The organism is Shinella zoogloeoides (assembly GCF_022682305.1).
GTDB classification, from domain to species: Bacteria; Pseudomonadota; Alphaproteobacteria; order Rhizobiales; family Rhizobiaceae; genus Shinella; species Shinella zoogloeoides_B.
Window position 1 is genome coordinate 921,899 of the sequence record NZ_CP093528.1, and the last position, 17,431, is coordinate 939,329.

Consider the following 17,431-nt stretch of genomic DNA (forward strand, 5'->3'; position numbering starts at 1 on the left):
CCGCAGACAGTGTGCTGTAATGTGAGGCGGCCTATCTCTTTTCCATCGGCTGCCGAACGCAGTCACGAGAGCGAAGAGAAGGTAGAAAGAATGTCCAAGATTTCCGCATTGCGTCCGGGCGTCAAGACCGCGCTGAAGGCCTCCACCGTCGCCGGGCTTGCTGCCGTCATGCTCGCGACCGGCATTCCCGCCCGCATCAGCGAAAGCTTCGCGGAAGCCGTTTCCGTCAACGCTCCGCAGGTCACGAGCTTTGCCGATGTCGTGCAGGCTGTTTCCCCGGCCGTCGTTTCCGTCCGCGTCCAGTCCGATGTGAAGCCGGTCAGCGATGACGGCGGCCTCTTCGGCGACCGCGGCTTCGACGAGCTTCCCGACGATCACCCGCTGAAGCGCTTCTTCCGCGATTTCGGCGGCCAGGACGAGGCCCATGGCGACCGTGACCAGGACCGCCGCTTCAGCGACCGCCGCGGCCGCAAGCCGCATCTGCGCCCGACCGCGCAGGGTTCCGGCTTCTTCATCTCCGAGGACGGCTACATCGTCACCAACAACCACGTCGTCAGCGACGGTTCGGCCTTCACGGTCGTCATGAACGACGGCACGGAACTCAACGCCACGCTCGTCGGCAAGGACAGCCGCACAGACCTCGCGGTCCTCAAGGTCGCCGAGAAGGACCAGCGCAAGTTCACCTATGTGAGCTTTGCCGATGACAGCCAGATCCGCGTCGGCGACTGGGTCGTTGCCGTCGGCAACCCGTTCGGCCTCGGCGGCACGGTGACGGCCGGCATCATCTCGGCCCGTGGCCGCGATATCGGCTCCGGTCCCTATGACGACTACCTGCAGGTGGACGCCGCCGTGAACCGTGGCAACTCCGGTGGCCCGACCTTCAACCTCAATGGCCAGGTCGTCGGCATCAACACCGCGATCTTCTCGCCCTCGGGCGGCAATGTCGGCATCGCCTTCGCGATCCCTGCTTCCGTTGCCAAGGGCGTCGTCGCAGACCTGATGAAGGACGGCAAGGTCGATCGTGGCTGGCTCGGCGTACAGATCCAGCCGGTGACCCGCGACATCGCCGACTCGCTCGGCCTTGCGGATGCCGCAGGCGCCCTCGTCGTGGAACCGCAGACCGACTCGCCCGGCGCCAAGGCCGGCATCAAGAAGGGCGACGTCATCACGGCGCTCGAAGGCGAGCCGATCAAGGATCCGCGCGATCTTGCCCGCCGTGTCGCCGACATCGCACCCGGCAAGAAGGTCGAAGTCGCCATCTGGCGCAACGGCAAGTCCGAGAACGTATCGGTCGAGATCGGCACGCTTGCCGGCGAGAAGATCGACGCTTCGGCGAACGGCGACAAGGCGACCTCCAGCGAGGAGACCAGCGAGCAGGCGCTTGCCGATCTCGGCATCTCGGTCACGCCCGGCGATGACGGCCTGACGGTTTCCGCCGTCGATCCGGACTCCGACGCCAGCGACCGGGGCCTCAAGCAGGGCGACCGCATCACCTCCGTCAACAACCAGGCTGTGAAGTCTGCCGACGAGGTGCTGAAGGTCATCGAGAGCGCCCGCAAGGACGGCCGCTCCAAGGCGCTGTTCCAGGTCGAGACCAAGGACGGCAGCCGCTTCCTCGCCCTGCCTATCGATCAGGGCTGACCGGCTCCGTAATTCCCTGCCCACGGCGCCGCGAGATCGAAAGGTTTCGCGGCGCTTCCTTGTCGGGGCTTCTGGTAAAGTCCCGCGCAACATGCTGTAAGGTCGGTACGATGAAGATATTGATTGTGGAAGACGATCTGGAGGCGGCAGCCTATCTCTCGAAGGCCTTTCGCGAGGCGGGCATCGTGCTCGACCATGCGAGCGACGGTGAAAGCGGTCTCTTCCTCGCCACCGAGAACAGCTATGACGTCCTGGTCATCGACCGCATGCTGCCGCGCCGCGACGGCCTGTCGCTGATCTCGGAACTGCGCCGCCGCAACATCCATACTCCCGCATTGATTCTCTCCGCGCTCGGACAAGTGGACGACCGCGTGACGGGCCTTCGCGCCGGTGGCGACGACTACCTGCCCAAGCCCTATGCCTTCAGCGAGCTTCTGGCGCGCATCGAGGTTCTCGGCCGGCGCAAGGGCACGCCCGAGCAGGACATGGTCTACCGCGTCGGCGATCTGGAGCTGGACCGGCTCTCCCACACCGTCAGGCGCGGGGGCAAGGAAATCCTTTTGCAGCCGCGCGAATTCCGCCTGCTGGAATATCTCATGAAGAATGCCGGGCAGGTGGTGACGCGCACCATGCTGCTCGAAAATGTCTGGGACTATCATTTCGACCCGCAGACCAACGTCATCGACGTCCATGTCTCGCGGCTGCGCTCGAAGATCGAGAAGGATTTCGACCAGCCGCTGCTGCGCACCGTGCGCGGCGCCGGATATATGATGAAGGACGAGGCGGCGGGCTGATCCATGGACAGGCTGCTCGGCCGGCTGACCGCTCTCTATCGCACCACGGCGGTGCGTCTCTCGGCGGTGTATCTCCTCCTTTTCGCCGCCTGCGCGGCCTTCCTCGTTTTCTATGTCTCCTCCATGTCGGAAGGGCTGCTGCGCCAGCAGATGCGCGAGGCGGTGGCGCAGGAGGCCGAGCAGATCGAACGTGTCTTCGACAATAACGGCATGAACGGCCTGGTGCGCACGCTGGAGCGGCGCGCCCGCCAGCCGGGCGCCAATCTTTACATTATCGCAAGCCCGAGCGGCGAGGTGCTGGCGGGCAATGTCGCCTCGATCCAGCCGGGCGTGCTCGATACCGAGGGCTGGACAGAGACCCCATTCCACTACCAGCGCTATCAGGAAGAGGCGCGCGGCAGCCGCCGCCCGATGGCTTATGCGCAGGTGAACGTGCTGTCCAACGGGTTGCGCCTGCTCGTCGGCCGCGACCTCGGCGAACCGGAGAATTTCCGCTATCTCGTGCGGCAGGCGCTGATGGTGGCGCTCGGCGTCATGGGTGTCGGGGCGCTCGCCATCTGGTACCTCATCGGGCGCAATGCGCTGAGGCGCATGGATCGCATGTCGGACGCCAGCCAGCGCATCATGGCCGGCGACCTCTCGCAGCGCCTGCCGACCAGCGGTTCGGGCGACGAGTTCGACCGCCTGTCGGAATCGCTCAACACCATGCTCGGGCGCATCGAAAAGCTGAACGAGGGCCTCAAACAGGTCTCCGACAATATCGCGCACGACCTCAAGACGCCGCTGACGCGCCTGCGCAACAAGGCCGAGGCGGCTCTGGCGGGCGGCGAGAAGGCCGACCACCGCACGGCGCTGGAGGAGATGATCGGCGAATCCGACCAGCTCATCCGCACCTTCAACGCGTTGCTGATGATCTCGCGGGTCGAGGCGGGGCAGGCGCCGGCCGAGATGAGCGCCATCGACATCAGCGGCATCGCCCATGACAGTGCAGAGCTCTACGAGCCGGTCGCCGAGGATGCCGGCCTGACCCTGACCGCCGACATCGCCGAGGGCATAGAGATCAAGGGCAATCGCGAGCTTGTCGGCCAGGCGCTGGGCAACCTCATCGATAATGCCGTCAAATATGCCGAGGGCAGCGGCGGGGAGGCGGATATCCGGGTGTCGCTTGCGCGGCGCGACGGCGATGTGGTTCTTTGCGTCGCCGATAGCGGCCCCGGCGTGCCGGACGACAAGCGCGAGGAAGTGGTCAAGCGCTTCGTGCGGCTTGACGACAGTCGCTCGAAGCCGGGCACGGGCCTTGGCCTGTCGCTCGTCGGCGCCGTCATGGAGATGCATCAGGGCCGGCTGGAACTGGACGCCACCCACCCCGGGCGGGAAAACAATCGGGGGCTGACGGTGAGAATGGTTTTCCCCAACCTTGCGGACTGATACACCTCGTCGAAACGGCGAGGAGACAACATGAACGTGACGGCAGCGACGCGGTTTTCCGATCTTTCGGCATCCCCGATCCGGCCCCTGAGCCAGACGGAAGTCAAATCGGTCCTGTCCGACCTCAAGGATTGGGGCAAGGAGCACCCCGCCATCGCGACGCTGCTTGGCACGGACGGGCCGCTCAAGGATTTCGTCGTCGCGGCCCTGACGCTCTCGCCCTATCTGCGGGACACCGTCCGCGTCGATCCCCGCCTGCTTGCCCGCGCGCTGGACGAGCCGATCCTGCCGGCCATCGAAACCGCCATCGCGCGTGCGCGGAAAGCCTGGGAGCCGGACGGCGGTGACGTGAGCGAGGCCGTGCTGATGACCCGGCTGCGCGTCGCCAAGCGCGAGGTCGCCTTCTTCACCGCGCTGGCCGATCTTGCCCGCCTCTTCGATGCGCGCAGGACCACGGCGCTCCTCACCGAGCTTGCCGAGGCGACGACCTCCGCCGCCATCGACCACCTGCTCCTCTCGGCGCACGATGGCGGCAAGCTGAAACTGCCCGATCCTTCACGGCCGAGCGAGAAATCCGGCCTCATCGTGCTCGGCATGGGCAAGCTCGGCGCGGCGGAGCTCAACTACTCCTCCGATATCGACCTCGTCGTCTTCTTCGATCCGATGGCCGATGTCGCGGTCGATCCTTCCGAGGCGGTCGAGACCTTCTCCCGCCTCGTGCGCCGGCTGATCCGCATCATGCAGGAGCGCACGGCGGACGGCTACGTCTTCCGCACGGATCTGCGCCTGCGGCCCGATCCCGGTGCGACGCCGCTCGCCATCTCCTTCGATTCCGCCATGCTCTACTACGAGAGCCGGGGCCAGAACTGGGAGCGCGCCGCCTTCATCAAGGCCAAGCCCGTCGCCGGCGATCTCAAGGCCGGCGAAGCCTTCCTCAAGGGCCTCGTGCCCTTCGTCTTCCGCAAGTATCTCGACTATGCGGCGATTGCCGACATCCATTCGATCAAGCGGCAGATCCATGCCCACAAGGGCCATGGCGAGATCGCGGTGAAGGGGCACAACGTCAAGCTCGGCCGGGGCGGCATCCGCGAGATCGAGTTCTTCGTGCAAACCCAGCAGCTCATTGCCGGTGGGCGCGTGCCGGCGCTGCGCCTGCGCGCTACGGAGCCGATGCTGCGGGAGCTTGCCAAGGCCAACTGGATCGACGAGGCGACGGCCGAGGAGCTGACGGACGCCTATTGGTTCCTGCGCGACGTCGAGCATCGCGTGCAGATGGTGCGTGACGAGCAGACCCATTTGCTACCGGAGACGGAGGCCGAGCTGAAGCGCATCGCCTTCATGCTGGGCTTTGCCGATACCGCCGGTTTTTCCGCCAAGCTGGTCGAGGTGCTGAAGACGGTCGAGCGGCGCTATGCGGCGCTGTTCGAGCAGGAGGCGAAGCTTTCCTCGGAGACCGGAAACCTCGTCTTCACCGGCCAGAAGGACGATCCCGATACGCTGGAGACGCTGAAGCGCCTCGGCTTCGAGCGCCCCGCCGACATTTCCCGCACCATCCGCACCTGGCACTACGGCCGTTACCGCGCCACGCAATCGGTCGAAGCGCGCGAGCGGCTGACGGAGCTGACGCCGGAGCTGCTGCGCGTCTTCGGTGAGAGCAAGCGGGCGGACGATGCGCTGCTGCGTTTCGACAACTTCATTTCCGGCCTACCGGCGGGCATCCAGCTCTTTTCGCTGCTCGGCAACAATCCGGCTCTGCTGTCCCTCATCGTCAACATCATGTCGTCCGCCCCGCGGCTGGCCGAGGTGATCGCGGCAAAGCCCCATGTCTTCGACGGCATGCTGGATCCGGGCCTCCTCGCCGAACTGCCGACTCGCGCCTATCTTGCCGAGCGTATCGAGGGCTTCGTTTCCGGCGCGCGGCACTATGAAGAAATCCTCGACCGCCTGCGCATCATCGCCGCCGAACAGCGCTTCCTCATCGGCATCCGCCTGCTCACCGGTGCGATCACCGGAAAACAGGCCGCGCGCGCCTTCACCCATGTCGCCGATCTCATCGTCGCGGCGGCGCTGAAGGCGGTACTCGACGAGATCGAGGCGGCGCACGGCAAATTCCCGGGCGGCCGGGTGGCGCTGGTCGGCATGGGCAAGCTCGGCAGCTTCGAGCTGACCGCCGGCTCCGACATCGATCTCATCCTGCTCTACGATCATGACAGCGACGCCTTCGAGTCGGATGGGGCAAAGCCGCTCGACAACATCAAGTATTTCACGCGCATCACCCAGCGGCTGATCGCGGCGCTCTCGGCCCCGACGGCCGAAGGCGTGCTCTACGAGGTGGACATGCGCCTCCGCCCCTCCGGCAACAAGGGGCCGGTGGCGACGCGCATCACCTCGTTTGCCAAGTATCAGGCCGAAGAGGCCTGGACCTGGGAGCACATGGCGCTGACCCGCGCCCGCGCGCTCTGCGGCGACGGCAGCCTGATGAAGGAGGCGGAAGACATTTTCCGTACCGTGCTCGATCGCAAGCGGGATACGGCGAAGATCGCGAAGGACGTCGCGGAGATGCGCGACCTCATCGACCAGGAGAAGCCGCCGAAGGATATCTGGGACCTGAAGCTGATCGCCGGCGGGCTGATCGATATCGAGTTCATCGCCCAGTTCCTCGCGCTGGTCGCGCCGGCGCGCGGTGCAGCGCAGCCGGACCGAGTGATGACCACCGGCGACGCGCTGGCCGTTCTCGGCGAGGCGATGATGGACCCGAACGACCTCGACGCGGTGCAGAAGGCGTTGGCGCTCTATACGGAGATATCGCAGATCGTGCGCCTGTGCGTCGATGGCGGTTTCGATCCCAAGGACGCGCCGGCCGGTCTCATCGACCGCGTCTGCCGGGCTGGAGAATGCCCGGACCTGCGTACGCTGGAGGCGGAAATCCGCCGTGTGTCGAAGGCGGTGCGGAAGATATTGCAGGGGGTGGTCAGGGCCTGAACCGTCCCTTCATCCGCAGGCCGTCGCGCATATTGAGCGCAAGAAGCGTGAGGTTCGTGGCCCCGGCCAGGAGTTCCAGCGCCTGGACTGCGGAGAAGGCGATGTCGAACTGCCCGGCCTTGGCCCTGGCGGCAAGGAACAGCGCAGCCGGTATGAGGATGAGAACGCCATTCGCCGCGATCAGGCGCATGCGCCTGATTTTCACGCCCGCCAACCCGGCCCGCCGCCCTCTCGACAACATAAATCCTGATCCGCCCGTCGCCATCAGGGCAGGAACAAGCAGGAGGAAGCCCCATGGGATGGCGGTCTTGACCGCCACGATGGCCGCTTGCGTCGCGAACAGTTCCGACAGGGTTGTCGCCAGCCAGAACACGGCGATGGTGAGCATCGCGACGATCCCGGCGGCCGGATGGATGATTTTCGGCAGGCGCGGCACGGGTGTGGATTTCGCCTCCGGCATATGGCGCTTCCTTCATTTTGTATGCATGATGTCATATCGGCATGAAGCATACATAGCAAGTTGACATTGTGGTGTCAATTTGGATGGAGAATTACAAATGCGCGCAGCTGCGCCCACCTCATCGGGCGATGCCCTGACGGATCTGATCCTCACGATGTTCCGGGTGAACAATCTGACGCTGACCTGGGGCGACAGGCTTGTTGCCCCCTTCGGGTTGACCAGCGCGCGCTGGCAGGTGCTCGGGGCCATCGTCTTCGCGGAGCGCCCCCAACCCGTGGCCTGGCTGGCCCGCGACCTTGGCGCCAACCGCCAGAACGTCCAGCGCATCGTGAATGATCTTCACGCCGAGGGATTGGTCGCATTCGAGCCGAATCCTCACCATCGCCGCGCCAATCTCGTGGTGCTGAGCGAGAAGGGGCAGCAAGCCTACGACGCAGCCATCGCCACCTATGAGCCGCGGGTGAACGTGCTGGCCGAGGGGCTTACCCTTGACGAGATAGAGACCGCCCATCGCGTGATGGCCACGCTGAGAAAGCGTCTTGAGGACGAGGGCGGCGCGTCCTGACCGGCCCCCGGTGGCCCTATGCCGCCAGATGCAACGCCGCCAGCCGTTCGCGGTCGGGAATGCGCACGGAGATGATCGTGCCCTTGCCCTCGATGGAGTGGATGCGCATCGCGCCGCCATGGAGATGCGCGAGGGAGCGGGAGATGGCAAGGCCGAGGCCCGAGCCGCCCTTGCTCTTGGCATATTGGCTCTGCACCTGCTCGAAGGGCTGGCCGATCTTCTGGAGGGCGGATTTCGGGATGCCGATGCCGCTGTCGGCGATCGTCAGCGTCACGGCGCCGTCCACCCTGCGCGCCCGCACCTCCACCTTGCCGCCGGCATTGGTGAACTTCATGGCGTTGGACAGCAGGTTCAGCAGGATCTGCTTCATGGCGCGGCGGTCCGCGACGGTCAGCAGGCGATCCGGGCAGGACTGCCGCACGGCGATGTTCTTCTTTTCCGCCTGCAGCATGGTGAGGCGCATGGTCTCCTCGATCAGCGGCGCGAGATCGACCGTCTCCCGGCTGACGCGCATGTGACCGGCCTCGATCTTCGACATGTCGAGAATGTCGCTGATGACGTTGAGCAGGTGCTGGCCGCTCTCGTGAATGTCATGGGAATATTCACGGTACTTGTCGGAGCCGAGCGGGCCGAACATCTGGTTTTGCAGGATTTCCGAAAAGCCGAGGATGGCGTTGAGCGGCGTGCGCAGTTCATGCGACATGTTGGCGAGGAATTCCGACTTGGCGCGATTGGCTGCCTCGGCGCGGTCCTTCTCCGCCTGATAATTGGCGTTGGCCAGCGAAAGCTCCGACTTCTGCCGCTCCAGCTTGGCGCGGGAGGCCGAGAGGTCGCCGATGGTCGCCATCAGGCGGCGCTCGGATTCACGCAGGCGAACTTGATGACGCTTCATCATGGTGATGTCGGTGCCGACGGATACGAGGCCGCCGTCGCGGGTGCGTCGTTCGTTGATCTGCAGCCAGCGCTCGTCGGCGAGCTGTACTTCGCTCGTCTGCGAAATGCCGGTGCCGTCCGCATCCGCGATGCGCCGCTCGATGACCGGGCGGGCCGCGGCGGCATGCACCATGGCGCGCTCCGTGCCGGGCACCAGGACATCGTCGGGAAGGCCATAGGCCTGCTGGTAATGCGCATTGCACATGACGAGCCGGTCATGCTTGTCCCAGAGGACGAAGGCCTCGGACGTGCATTCGATGGCGTCGGCAAGGCGCTGGTCGGCTTCCTGGTAGCGCTGGGCGAGCCGATGCTGCTCGGTCACGTCCATGGCGATGCCGATCATGTGCAGGCGACCGGAGGCCATGCGGATGAGCTGGGCGCGGGCGCGCATCCAGACATAGTGCCCGTCGGCGTGGCGCATGCGGAAGACCTGGTCCACCTGCTTGGCCTCGCTGCGGGCAACCGCGCGGGCGACCTGGTAGATGCCGTCGTCGTCGGGATGCATCAGGCGCGCGGCGTCACCGAAGGACAGCACGCTGTCACGCGGCGGCATGCCGAGCATTTCATACATGGAGCGCGACCAGAACAGCCGGCGGCTCGAAAGGTCGAAATCCCAGAGGCCGCAGCGTCCGCGGGCCAGCGCGGTTTCCACGCGCAGGTTCGATTCCGCGAAGATCGAGTCCGCGTCGCGCGCCCGCTTGGCCTGGATGTAGTAGGCATAGAGGATGACGAGCAGGATCGCGGAAATGCCGGCGAACAGCGTGACGTTCAGCGCCACCTCGTCCCGCCAGAAGACGGCAAGCTGGCCGAGCGGGTTGGCGACGATGATGAAGCCGCTCTTGCTCGGCATCTGCACCAGCGAGGTATAGTAATCCTGCCCGCCGATCTGCGTGCGGAAGACGCCGGCCGGCTCGCCGAAATACTGGGTGGCCGCAAGCTCGGGCGAAAACCGGGTGAGCGACTGGCCGACGAAGCGCGCGGCCGCAAGCGACGAGCCGAAGACGCGCCCGTTCTCCGTGACGAAAAGCACGATGCCGCCCGGCTGCATGCGGTCCTGCGGCATATGCACGGACAGCGCGGCCTCGACCGCCATGCGATCGGATTTCGCAAGGCTCTCGACCATCGGGCCGGAGAAGACCGCGCCCACGGCCATCGCCGTCAGCGAGGTCGTGTCGCGCACGCTCGTGTCCATCCGGTCATGTTCGACGACGATGCCGACCATGCGCGAAATGGCCACCACGAACAGGAAGGCGACGATCAGGATCGGTATCGACCGCTTCAGCGCCGGCTCTGCCCGTGTCAAATGCCGTGCGGCAGGTCCGGCGAAGATCTTCGCCTGTCCCGTCAGCTCATCTTCCCAGGCCGCCATGCCCGGGAATCTGAGACGAGTCCACCCGCCGGCTGCGCGTCCTCGTTGCGCGTCCGCCATAGTCATAAACCTTGTAACCCTCTCGTGATTCGGCGCGCCGCTCGCCCGAATCTGCCCTAATGAATCAATTGTGATTCGGCTTGTCCAGAGGAAAAGGTAAAACTTTATTAACCATATATCGCGGGTGGAAAATCGCAGGCGGAAACGAAGCCGGGCGCCGAAGCGCCCGGAATCCCTGAATTTTCCGTATTTTAGCCCTTCAGCATGCGCTCGACGATGTCCGAGACGTCGGAAGAGAGCTTCTCGCCGGCGGCGATGGTGCGCAGCGCGTTGCGGGCGTGGTCGGATCGCATTTCCTCCAGCGCGCGCCAGGAGCGCATCGAGGTGAGGATACGTGCGGCGAGCTGCGGGTTCTTCGGATCGATCTCCAGGATCTGTTCGGCGAGGAACCGGTAGCCTGCGCCATCCGCCCGGTTGAAGCCGGTCGGGTTGGAGAAGGCGAAGGTGCCGACGAGGGCGCGGACCCGGTTCGGGTTCGCCTTGTTGAAATGCGGGCTTGTCATCAGCGATTGCACGCGTTCCAGCGCGCCTTCGCCCGGAATTGTCGACTGGATGGAGAACCATTTGTCGATGACCAGCGCATTGTCGGCGAAGCGGGCGCGGAAGGTTTCCAGCGCCGCCGCCGTTTCCGGCGCGTCCGGGAAGCGGTGGGCGAGCACGGTCAGCGCCGCGCTGAGGTCCGTCATGTTGTCGGCGCTTGCGAAGGCGGCGGCCGCGCGGGCCGGTGTGCCATCGGAAACGGCGAGATAGGCGAGCGCCGCGTTGCGCAGGGCGCGCCGGCCCGCGCTCGCCGCATCCGCCGTGAAGGCGCCTTCGGTGCGATGGCTTTCGAAGAGTTTTGCGAAGACGTCGGGGCCGCGGTTCGCGATGAAGGCGAGCACGGCCTCACGTCCGGCGCGGATGGCGTCCGGGTCGTTGTTGCTGCCGAGTTCGCGGGCGATGTCGGATTCGGAGGGCAGGGCGAGCGCCTGCGCACGGAAGGCGGGTTCCAGCGCCTCATCGCCGGCAATGGCAATCAGCGTATCGGCAAGCACCGCGTTCGGTTCCACCGCTTCGCCCGCCCGCACTCGGCGCGCCGCCTCCACGAGGTCCGGCAAGGCGAGATCGGTCAGCGCCTGCCAGCGGGAGAAGAAATCGCCGTCGTGGCGGGCGATATGGGCGAGATCGGCCGGAGCCTGCTCGAAATGCAGGTTGATCGGCGCGGAGAAGCTGCGGTTGAGCGAAACGACCGGGCGCGAGGCGATGCCGGAGAAGGTGGCGGTCTGGCGGCGCTGCTTGAGGTGCAGCACGTCACCGGTCACCTCCGCGCCGCTGACGGCGCTGGGCCTTGCCTCCGAACCGTCGGCGGAGAGGAGACCGAAGCGCAGCGGAATATGCATCGGCTCCTTCGTCGCCTGGCCGGGCGTCGGCGGAATCATCTGTTCCAGCGACAGGGTGAACTCGCCCTTGGCCTGGTCGTAGCTGGAGGAGACGCTGACGAGCGGCGTGCCGGCCTGGTGATACCAGAGCGAGAACTGGCCAAGATCGACGCCGTTCGCTTCCTCGAAGCACTTCACGAAGTCCTCGATCGTCGCGGCATCCCCGTCATGGCGCTCGAAGTAGAGGTCCATGCCCTTCTTGAAACCGTCCACGCCGACGATGGTCGCGATCATGCGCGTCACCTCGGAGCCTTTTTCGTAGACGGTCGTCGTGTAGAAGTTGTTGATCTCGCGGTATTTCGTCGGGCGCACCGGATGGGCGAGGGGACCGGCATCCTCCGGGAACTGCTCCGACTTCAGGTGACGCACCTCGGCGATGCGCTTGACCGGGCGCGAGCGCTGGTCGGCGGAGAATTCGTGGTCGCGGTAGACCGTCAGGCCTTCCTTCAGGCAGAGCTGGAACCAGTCGCGGCAGGTGACGCGGTTGCCGGTCCAGTTGTGGAAATATTCATGGGCGATAATCGCCTCGATATTCGCATAGTCCTGGTCGGTCGCCGTTTCCGGATCGGCGAGAACGTATTTGTCGTTGAAGACGTTGAGGCCCTTGTTCTCCATGGCGCCCATGTTGAAGTCGGAGACGGCGACGACCATGAAGATGTCGAGATCGTATTCGCGGCCGAACACGTCTTCGTCCCACTTCATCGAACGTTTCAGCGCGTCCATGGCATAGGCCGCGCGCGGCTCCTTGCCGTGCTCGACATAGATCTTCAGCGTCACCTCGCGGCCGGACATCGTCGTGAACGTGTCCTCGACCACGCCGAGATCGCCGGCGACGAGCGCGAAGAGATAAGAGGGCTTCGGATGCGGGTCGAACCAGGCGGCGAAGTGCTTGCCCTCGCCATAGCCCGCACCGCCGAGGAAATTGCCGTTGGACAGCAGCAGCGGGCAGCTCGCCTTGTCGGCGATGATGTTGACCGTGTAGACCGCGAGCACGTCCGGCCGGTCGGGGAAATAGGTGATGCGGCGGAAGCCCTCGGACTCGCATTGCGTGCAGTAGACGCCGTTCGTGCGATAGAGGCCCATGAGATGGGTATTGGCCTCGGGATTGATCATCGTGGTGATCGTGATCTCGAACGGGTCGCTTGCCGGCAGGTCGCGGACCGTCAGGCTGTCCGGCGTCGCGTCGTAGCGGGCGGCGTCCATCTCCATCTGGTCGAAGAGAAGGCCGGTCATGACCAGTTCGTCACCGTCGAGCACCAGCGGCGCGGCAAGGTCCGCGCCCTCGCGGCGATGGAAGATGAGACGCGCCTCGACCTTGGTTTCCGTCGGGTCCAGTTCGAAGGTTAGATCGACGCGCTCGAGAACGAAGTCAGTCTGACGGTAGTCTGCCAGGTGGATGATCTGGCCGTTCTCTGTCCGCATGGATATGTCCTGCTCTTTGCCGTCCGGCTACCGTGTCTTTCGTGCGTGACAGGGCGATGTGCCGGGACGGTCTGCCCCCAAGTTCCATGAATACATATGCGCATTGACTTAACATCTCATTTCCAGCGATCGCGCGGGATCACGAATTCGTGCCAGACCGGCACGCAATGCTTGCGCGCCGGTCCGATCAAAATTATCGGCGACGCATCACGAGAATTCATCCCTCCTGCCGGGCAATCCCGCTAAGGTCGCACGACGTCCCAAATTCGTGCCATGGCGTTCCGCCGTGAAGAGTTCCCGCATGGACTTCAAGTCTCCCGATCCCATGAAGGGAATTCTTCTGAAGGTCGCCTCGGTGGTGGTTTTCCTGTGCATGTCGACGCTCATCAAGGCGGCGGGTAAGGATATTCCGGCGGGGCAGATCACCTTCCTGCGCTCGGCCTTCGCCATGGTGCCGATCCTCGCCTTTCTCGCCATGCACGGCCAGTTGCGCGACGCCTTCCGCACGACCGACATCCTTGGCCATTTCCGGCGCGGCTTCGTCGGCATCCTTGCGATGGGGTTCGGCTTTTATGGGCTGGTGCACCTGCCGTTGCCGGAATCGATCGCGCTCGGCTATGCCTTGCCGCTCTTCACGGTCATCGTCGCCGCCGTCGTGCTGAAGGAGCGGGTGGGGATCTATCGCTGGACGGCCGTTCTCGTCGGGTTGGCCGGTGTCGGCATCATTAGCTGGCCGCGGCTGACGCTGTTCCGCGAGGGCGGGTTCGGCTCGTCCGAGGCGATGGGGGCGCTGGCGATGCTGGCCTTCGGCGTGCTCGGCTCCTGCGCCATGGTGCTGGTGCGCAAACTGGTGCAGACGGAACGCACGCCGACCATCGTTCTCTATTTCTCGCTCTTCGCGTCGCTTTTCTCGCTTGCCACGCTACCCTTCGGCTGGGTCGATCTCGGCTGGACGGGGCTGGTCATGATGACGCTGGCGGGCTTCTGCGGCGGCATCGCCCAGATCCTCCTGACATCGAGCTACCGCTATGCCGACGTCTCCACCATCGCGCCGTTCGAATACACGTCGATCGTGCTCGGCCTGATCGTCGGCTACGTCCTGTTCGACGACGTGCCGACGGGCACCATGCTTACCGGCACCGCCATTGTCGTCAGCGCCGGCATCTTCGTGATCTATCGGGAGCACCGGCTCAATCTGCAGCGCCGCGCGGAACTACGGCACGGCTGACGAAAGAGATTCCGGGGGTACGCAAAATTCTCGGAAGGGTTGTTCTAGGTTTCGTGTGCCGGGTGCATTGCCCGGCGCATGAAAGGAGGTGAGGCGTTTGAGAATCCGGATTTCGGTCATTGTCAGATTGTTCGGTTGGCGCCTGACTCTGACAGTTAGCCGATAAAACGAAGGCCGGGCTTCGGCCTAGTCTCCACCGGAGGAAAGGCGTCTCACCTCCTCGCGGTCTGGATAATACCACGCACAGACTGTTTTTCAAACGGTCTCAGTTAGGCAGGAAGGCCTTGAGCGGGTCGCGGCGCTGTGCGGCGTCGCGCGGCAGGGAGGCCAGCGCGGAATATTCCCGGGCGGCGCTCACGGCGGTGCGGATATCGGCGATGTCGGACATCAGCTTGCGGATATTGGCCATGGTTTGCTCCTGGATTCTGAAGGAGAGGCGCAGATGCGCCTCGCAGCCGCTCAGCGTGTGATGAAGTCGGAGAAGAGCTGGGCGGGGCGGCTGATGCGGGCAAAGCCGGCGGCGGTGAGCTGCTCGTTGGCCGGGGCAGCGATGCCGCCGAAGCCACGACCGGTGCGAAGACCGGAATGGCGGAGCGTCTCGAAGCTCGAATGGATGGGCCGAAAACGGGCGGTCATGGGTCGATTCCTTAAATCCTGTCCCTCCCGTCTTTTCATATTGCATTGCAGCATGGATTTTGCAATGCGACATTCTGCCCGGCAGATATGTGCAATCTGCATGGCTGTTGAAATATTTTGTTCATCTTCAAGGCAGATTCGCGAAAGAGCGAATTACGTACTGGTAAAATTACTGACTAATAGTTTGAAAATATTGATACTGAATGCTGCAGTCAGCCTTGAAGCCCTGCACGGAAAGCAAGCAGGTCCTGCCATGCGAGACGCTTGCTGATCGGTGCGGTCACGAGATCCTGCGGATGGAGCGTCGCGAAAGCCGGAACCGGGCGGCCCGCAATCTCGATCTGACGCCATTCGCCGCGCAACTGGTGGATCGTATCGTTGGAGCGCAGCAGGAAGCGGGCGGCGAAATTGCCGAGGATCAGCAGATGATTCGGCTCGGCGAGCGCAATCTGGCGCTCGATGAACGGCCGGCAGATATCGGCCTCGCGCTGGGACGGCGGACGATTGCCCGGCGGCCGCCACGGCACGACATTGGTCAGTAGCAGGTCGGCGCGGGCCAGTCCGATGCCGGCCAGCATGCGCTCCAGCATCGCGCCCTGCCGGCCGGAGAAGGGCTGGCCGTCGCGGTCGTCGTCGGCATTCGGCATCGCGCCGATCACCATGACGGGCGGCTTCGCATTGCCCTCGGCAAAGACGAGGCAGCGCGCGCTGGTCTTGAGGTTGCAGCCGTTGAAGGCTTCCATCGCCGTGCGCAGCTCGTCCAGCGAGCGGGCGCTGCTTGCGGCGAACTCGGCCTCGGCCACCGCCTGGCTGTCGGGGATCGCCACATTGGGCATCGGGGCAGGAGCGGACGGGCGCGGCTGTTCCTGCCGCGGCGCTGCCTGCCGGGCGGGCTGTTGCTGGGGCGCAGGCGCCGTCTCCCGCGGTGCCGCCGCCCGCGCTGCGCGCATGGCCTCGAATTCCGCGATGCGGTCGACCGCCTCTTCCTCCAGCAGCCATTCCACGCCCGCATCCGCATAGAAATGCAGGAGCGATCGGAGTTGCTCGGGGTGGAGGTCTCTGGCGGCGTTCATGCCGGCACCCTAGCGGAGCGCGGGGCGGGAGGAAAGCACCGTGCTCACGCTGCCCACTGCGCTACCTCGTCGCTTTCGCCGATCAGTGCGAGGCCATGGGCGATGGAGAGAAGTTCGCCGCCGCTTTCGATCCGCCCGGCATCGAAGCGGCGGGTGAAGATGTTGCGCACGGCCGGCACGAAGGAGGTGCCGCCAGTGAGGAACACCTTGTCGATCTCTCCCGGCGCCGTGTTCGTCTTTTCCAGCACCTCGTCGAGCGCGCCCTCGATGCGGGCGAGGTCCGGTGCGATCCAGGCCTCGAAGTCCGTGCGCTTCACGGTCTTGCGGCCGGCCGCGCCGAGCGGGGCGAAGTCGAACTCGGCCTCGTCCGCGCCCGAGAGAGCCATCTTGGTGGCCGAGATCGCCTGATAGAGCGGATAGCCCTCGTCATGATCCACGAGGTCGATGAAGAGTTCCAGCTTTTCCGGCTCCAGCGCCGAGCGCACCAGCGACTTGAGGTCGGCGAACTCGCGCATCGTCTTGAAGATGGAGAGCTGGTTCCAGCGGGCGAAGTTCGCATAATAGCCGCTCGGCACTTCCAGCACCTTGTCGAAGCTCTTGAAGAAGGTACCCTTGCCGATTTCCGGTGCGACGAGGTGGTCGATCATGCGGGAATCGAAATGGTCCCCGGCAATGCCGACGCCCGAATGGCCGATCGGCGTCGCCGCCAGCCGGCCCGCCTTGCGCTCGAAGCGGATCAGCGAATAGTCGGTCGTGCCGCCGCCGAAGTCCGCGACGAGCACCGTGGCGTCGCTTTTCAGGCTCTGCGCGAAGTAATAGGCGGCCGCGACCGGCTCGAAGACATAATGGATTTCCGGGAAGCCGAGGCGCGTCAGCGCGGCATTGTAGCGTTCGAGCGCAAGGTCCGGGTCCGGGTTCGCGCCGGCGAACTGGACGGGGCGCCCGGCGATGACGCGCGAGACGTCCTCCGGCCATTCCCCGCCGGCATAGGTCTTCAGCCGCCGCAGGAAAATTTCCATGAGGTCGTCGAAGGCATGGCGGCGGGCGAAGATCAGCGTGCCCTGGAAGAGGGCGCTCGCCGCGAAGGTCTTGATCGATTGGAGGAAGCGGCAGTCGCCGGGATTGTCAATGAACTGGCGGATCGCCGCCTGACCGGCCTCGACCTTCAGCGCCTGCGCACCGACCAGCGGGTCCTTCATGAAGGACAGCGCCGTGCGCATCGTGTCGGTGACGCCGACGCTGCTGGTGAAGTGCATGGACCGCGTTTCCGCGCCGCCCGTCGAAAGTGCCATAACCGTATTGGTCGTGCCGAAATCCAGCCCGAGTGCGCGCGCCATCGCCGTGCCCCTTTGATCCGCGAAATGTGTTGAACCGGAGCGCGATGGCTCCGTGCCGATGGGGCGCATCGTGCGCCCGCAGGAA

Annotated in this window: 13 protein-coding genes; 6 read left to right on the forward strand and 7 right to left on the reverse strand. The window is 64.9% G+C overall.

Features of this window, described 5'->3' with window-relative positions:
* Nucleotides 1-90: 90 nt before the first annotated feature.
* The 4 genes from MOE34_RS04665 to MOE34_RS04680 all read left to right on the forward strand — a co-directional run bounded on the left by MOE34_RS04665 (nucleotide 91) and on the right by MOE34_RS04680 (nucleotide 6,845).
* Complete coding sequence (locus MOE34_RS04665) at nucleotides 91-1,641, forward strand: Do family serine endopeptidase (RefSeq protein ID WP_242221471.1); 1,551 nt, start codon at nucleotides 91-93, stop codon at nucleotides 1,639-1,641.
* A gap of 110 nt (nucleotides 1,642-1,751) precedes the next feature.
* Complete coding sequence (locus MOE34_RS04670) at nucleotides 1,752-2,435, forward strand: response regulator transcription factor (RefSeq protein ID WP_242221473.1); 684 nt, start codon at nucleotides 1,752-1,754, stop codon at nucleotides 2,433-2,435.
* Nucleotides 2,436-2,438: 3 nt separating this feature from the next.
* Nucleotides 2,439-3,863: a sensor histidine kinase gene (locus tag MOE34_RS04675; RefSeq protein WP_242221475.1), complete on the forward strand. Its 1,425-nt coding sequence runs from the start codon at nucleotides 2,439-2,441 to the stop codon at nucleotides 3,861-3,863.
* Between the two features lie 30 nt (nucleotides 3,864-3,893).
* On the forward strand, nucleotides 3,894-6,845 hold the full coding sequence (locus MOE34_RS04680) for a bifunctional [glutamine synthetase] adenylyltransferase/[glutamine synthetase]-adenylyl-L-tyrosine phosphorylase (RefSeq protein WP_242221477.1): 2,952 nt from the start codon (nucleotides 3,894-3,896) through the stop codon (nucleotides 6,843-6,845).
* Here MOE34_RS04680 and MOE34_RS04685 read toward each other — a convergent pair.
* Nucleotides 6,835-7,272 (reverse strand): hypothetical protein, encoded by a 438-nt coding sequence (locus MOE34_RS04685; protein ID WP_242223817.1) that lies wholly within the window; start codon nucleotides 7,270-7,272, stop codon nucleotides 6,835-6,837. The two genes, MOE34_RS04680 and MOE34_RS04685, sit on opposite strands and share 11 nt — an antisense overlap.
* 130 nt (nucleotides 7,273-7,402) lie before the next feature.
* Here MOE34_RS04685 and MOE34_RS04690 point away from each other — a divergent pair, with 130 nt between their 5' ends.
* The gene (locus MOE34_RS04690) at nucleotides 7,403-7,870 is read left to right on the forward strand and encodes a MarR family winged helix-turn-helix transcriptional regulator (RefSeq protein WP_242221479.1); all 468 of its coding nucleotides are present in this window, start codon (nucleotides 7,403-7,405) and stop codon (nucleotides 7,868-7,870) included.
* A 16-nt stretch (nucleotides 7,871-7,886) separates the two neighbouring features.
* Here the strand turns inward: MOE34_RS04690 and MOE34_RS04695 are convergent, their stop codons facing one another.
* The gene (locus MOE34_RS04695) at nucleotides 7,887-10,232 is read right to left on the reverse strand and encodes a PAS domain-containing sensor histidine kinase (protein ID WP_242221481.1); all 2,346 of its coding nucleotides are present in this window, start codon (nucleotides 10,230-10,232) and stop codon (nucleotides 7,887-7,889) included.
* Between the two features lie 191 nt (nucleotides 10,233-10,423).
* The gene (pepN, locus tag MOE34_RS04700; protein WP_242221483.1) at nucleotides 10,424-13,072 is read right to left on the reverse strand and encodes an aminopeptidase N; all 2,649 of its coding nucleotides are present in this window, start codon (nucleotides 13,070-13,072) and stop codon (nucleotides 10,424-10,426) included.
* A gap of 301 nt (nucleotides 13,073-13,373) precedes the next feature.
* On the opposite strand from pepN, the gene MOE34_RS04705 reads away from it, so the two are divergent.
* Nucleotides 13,374-14,300, forward strand: a complete 927-nt coding sequence (locus MOE34_RS04705; RefSeq protein ID WP_242221485.1) for a DMT family transporter — start codon at nucleotides 13,374-13,376, stop codon at nucleotides 14,298-14,300.
* A gap of 265 nt (nucleotides 14,301-14,565) precedes the next feature.
* Here the strand turns inward: MOE34_RS04705 and MOE34_RS04710 are convergent, their stop codons facing one another.
* The 4 genes from MOE34_RS04710 to MOE34_RS04725 all read right to left on the reverse strand — a co-directional run bounded on the left by MOE34_RS04710 (nucleotide 14,566) and on the right by MOE34_RS04725 (nucleotide 17,346).
* Nucleotides 14,566-14,709 (reverse strand): hypothetical protein, encoded by a 144-nt coding sequence (locus tag MOE34_RS04710; RefSeq protein ID WP_242221487.1) that lies wholly within the window; start codon nucleotides 14,707-14,709, stop codon nucleotides 14,566-14,568.
* Between the two features lie 50 nt (nucleotides 14,710-14,759).
* A complete protein-coding gene (locus MOE34_RS04715; protein ID WP_242221489.1) occupies nucleotides 14,760-14,936 on the reverse strand; it encodes a hypothetical protein in 177 nt (58 codons plus the stop codon).
* Between the two features lie 212 nt (nucleotides 14,937-15,148).
* Complete coding sequence (locus tag MOE34_RS04720; protein WP_242221491.1) at nucleotides 15,149-16,009, reverse strand: uracil-DNA glycosylase; 861 nt, start codon at nucleotides 16,007-16,009, stop codon at nucleotides 15,149-15,151.
* 44 nt (nucleotides 16,010-16,053) lie between these two features.
* The gene (locus MOE34_RS04725) at nucleotides 16,054-17,346 is read right to left on the reverse strand and encodes an Hsp70 family protein (protein ID WP_242221493.1); all 1,293 of its coding nucleotides are present in this window, start codon (nucleotides 17,344-17,346) and stop codon (nucleotides 16,054-16,056) included.
* Between the last annotated feature and the right edge of the window lie 85 nt (nucleotides 17,347-17,431).

Coding starts and splice junctions, on each gene's coding strand:
- MOE34_RS04680 (WP_242221477.1), top strand. CDS start 3,894: ATGAACGTGACGGCAGCGACGCGGTTTTCCGATCTTTCGGCATCCCCG.
- MOE34_RS04665 (WP_242221471.1), top strand. CDS start 91: ATGTCCAAGATTTCCGCATTGCGTCCGGGCGTCAAGACCGCGCTGAAG.
- MOE34_RS04705 (WP_242221485.1), top strand. CDS start 13,374: ATGGACTTCAAGTCTCCCGATCCCATGAAGGGAATTCTTCTGAAGGTC.
- MOE34_RS04725 (WP_242221493.1), bottom strand. CDS start 17,346: ATGGCGCGCGCACTCGGGCTGGATTTCGGCACGACCAATACGGTTATG.
- MOE34_RS04675 (WP_242221475.1), top strand. CDS start 2,439: ATGGACAGGCTGCTCGGCCGGCTGACCGCTCTCTATCGCACCACGGCG.
- pepN (WP_242221483.1), bottom strand. CDS start 13,072: ATGCGGACAGAGAACGGCCAGATCATCCACCTGGCAGACTACCGTCAG.
- MOE34_RS04695 (WP_242221481.1), bottom strand. CDS start 10,232: ATGGCGGACGCGCAACGAGGACGCGCAGCCGGCGGGTGGACTCGTCTC.
- MOE34_RS04715 (WP_242221489.1), bottom strand. CDS start 14,936: ATGACCGCCCGTTTTCGGCCCATCCATTCGAGCTTCGAGACGCTCCGC.
- MOE34_RS04670 (WP_242221473.1), top strand. CDS start 1,752: ATGAAGATATTGATTGTGGAAGACGATCTGGAGGCGGCAGCCTATCTC.
- MOE34_RS04710 (WP_242221487.1), bottom strand. CDS start 14,709: ATGGCCAATATCCGCAAGCTGATGTCCGACATCGCCGATATCCGCACC.
- MOE34_RS04690 (WP_242221479.1), top strand. CDS start 7,403: ATGCGCGCAGCTGCGCCCACCTCATCGGGCGATGCCCTGACGGATCTG.
- MOE34_RS04720 (WP_242221491.1), bottom strand. CDS start 16,009: ATGAACGCCGCCAGAGACCTCCACCCCGAGCAACTCCGATCGCTCCTG.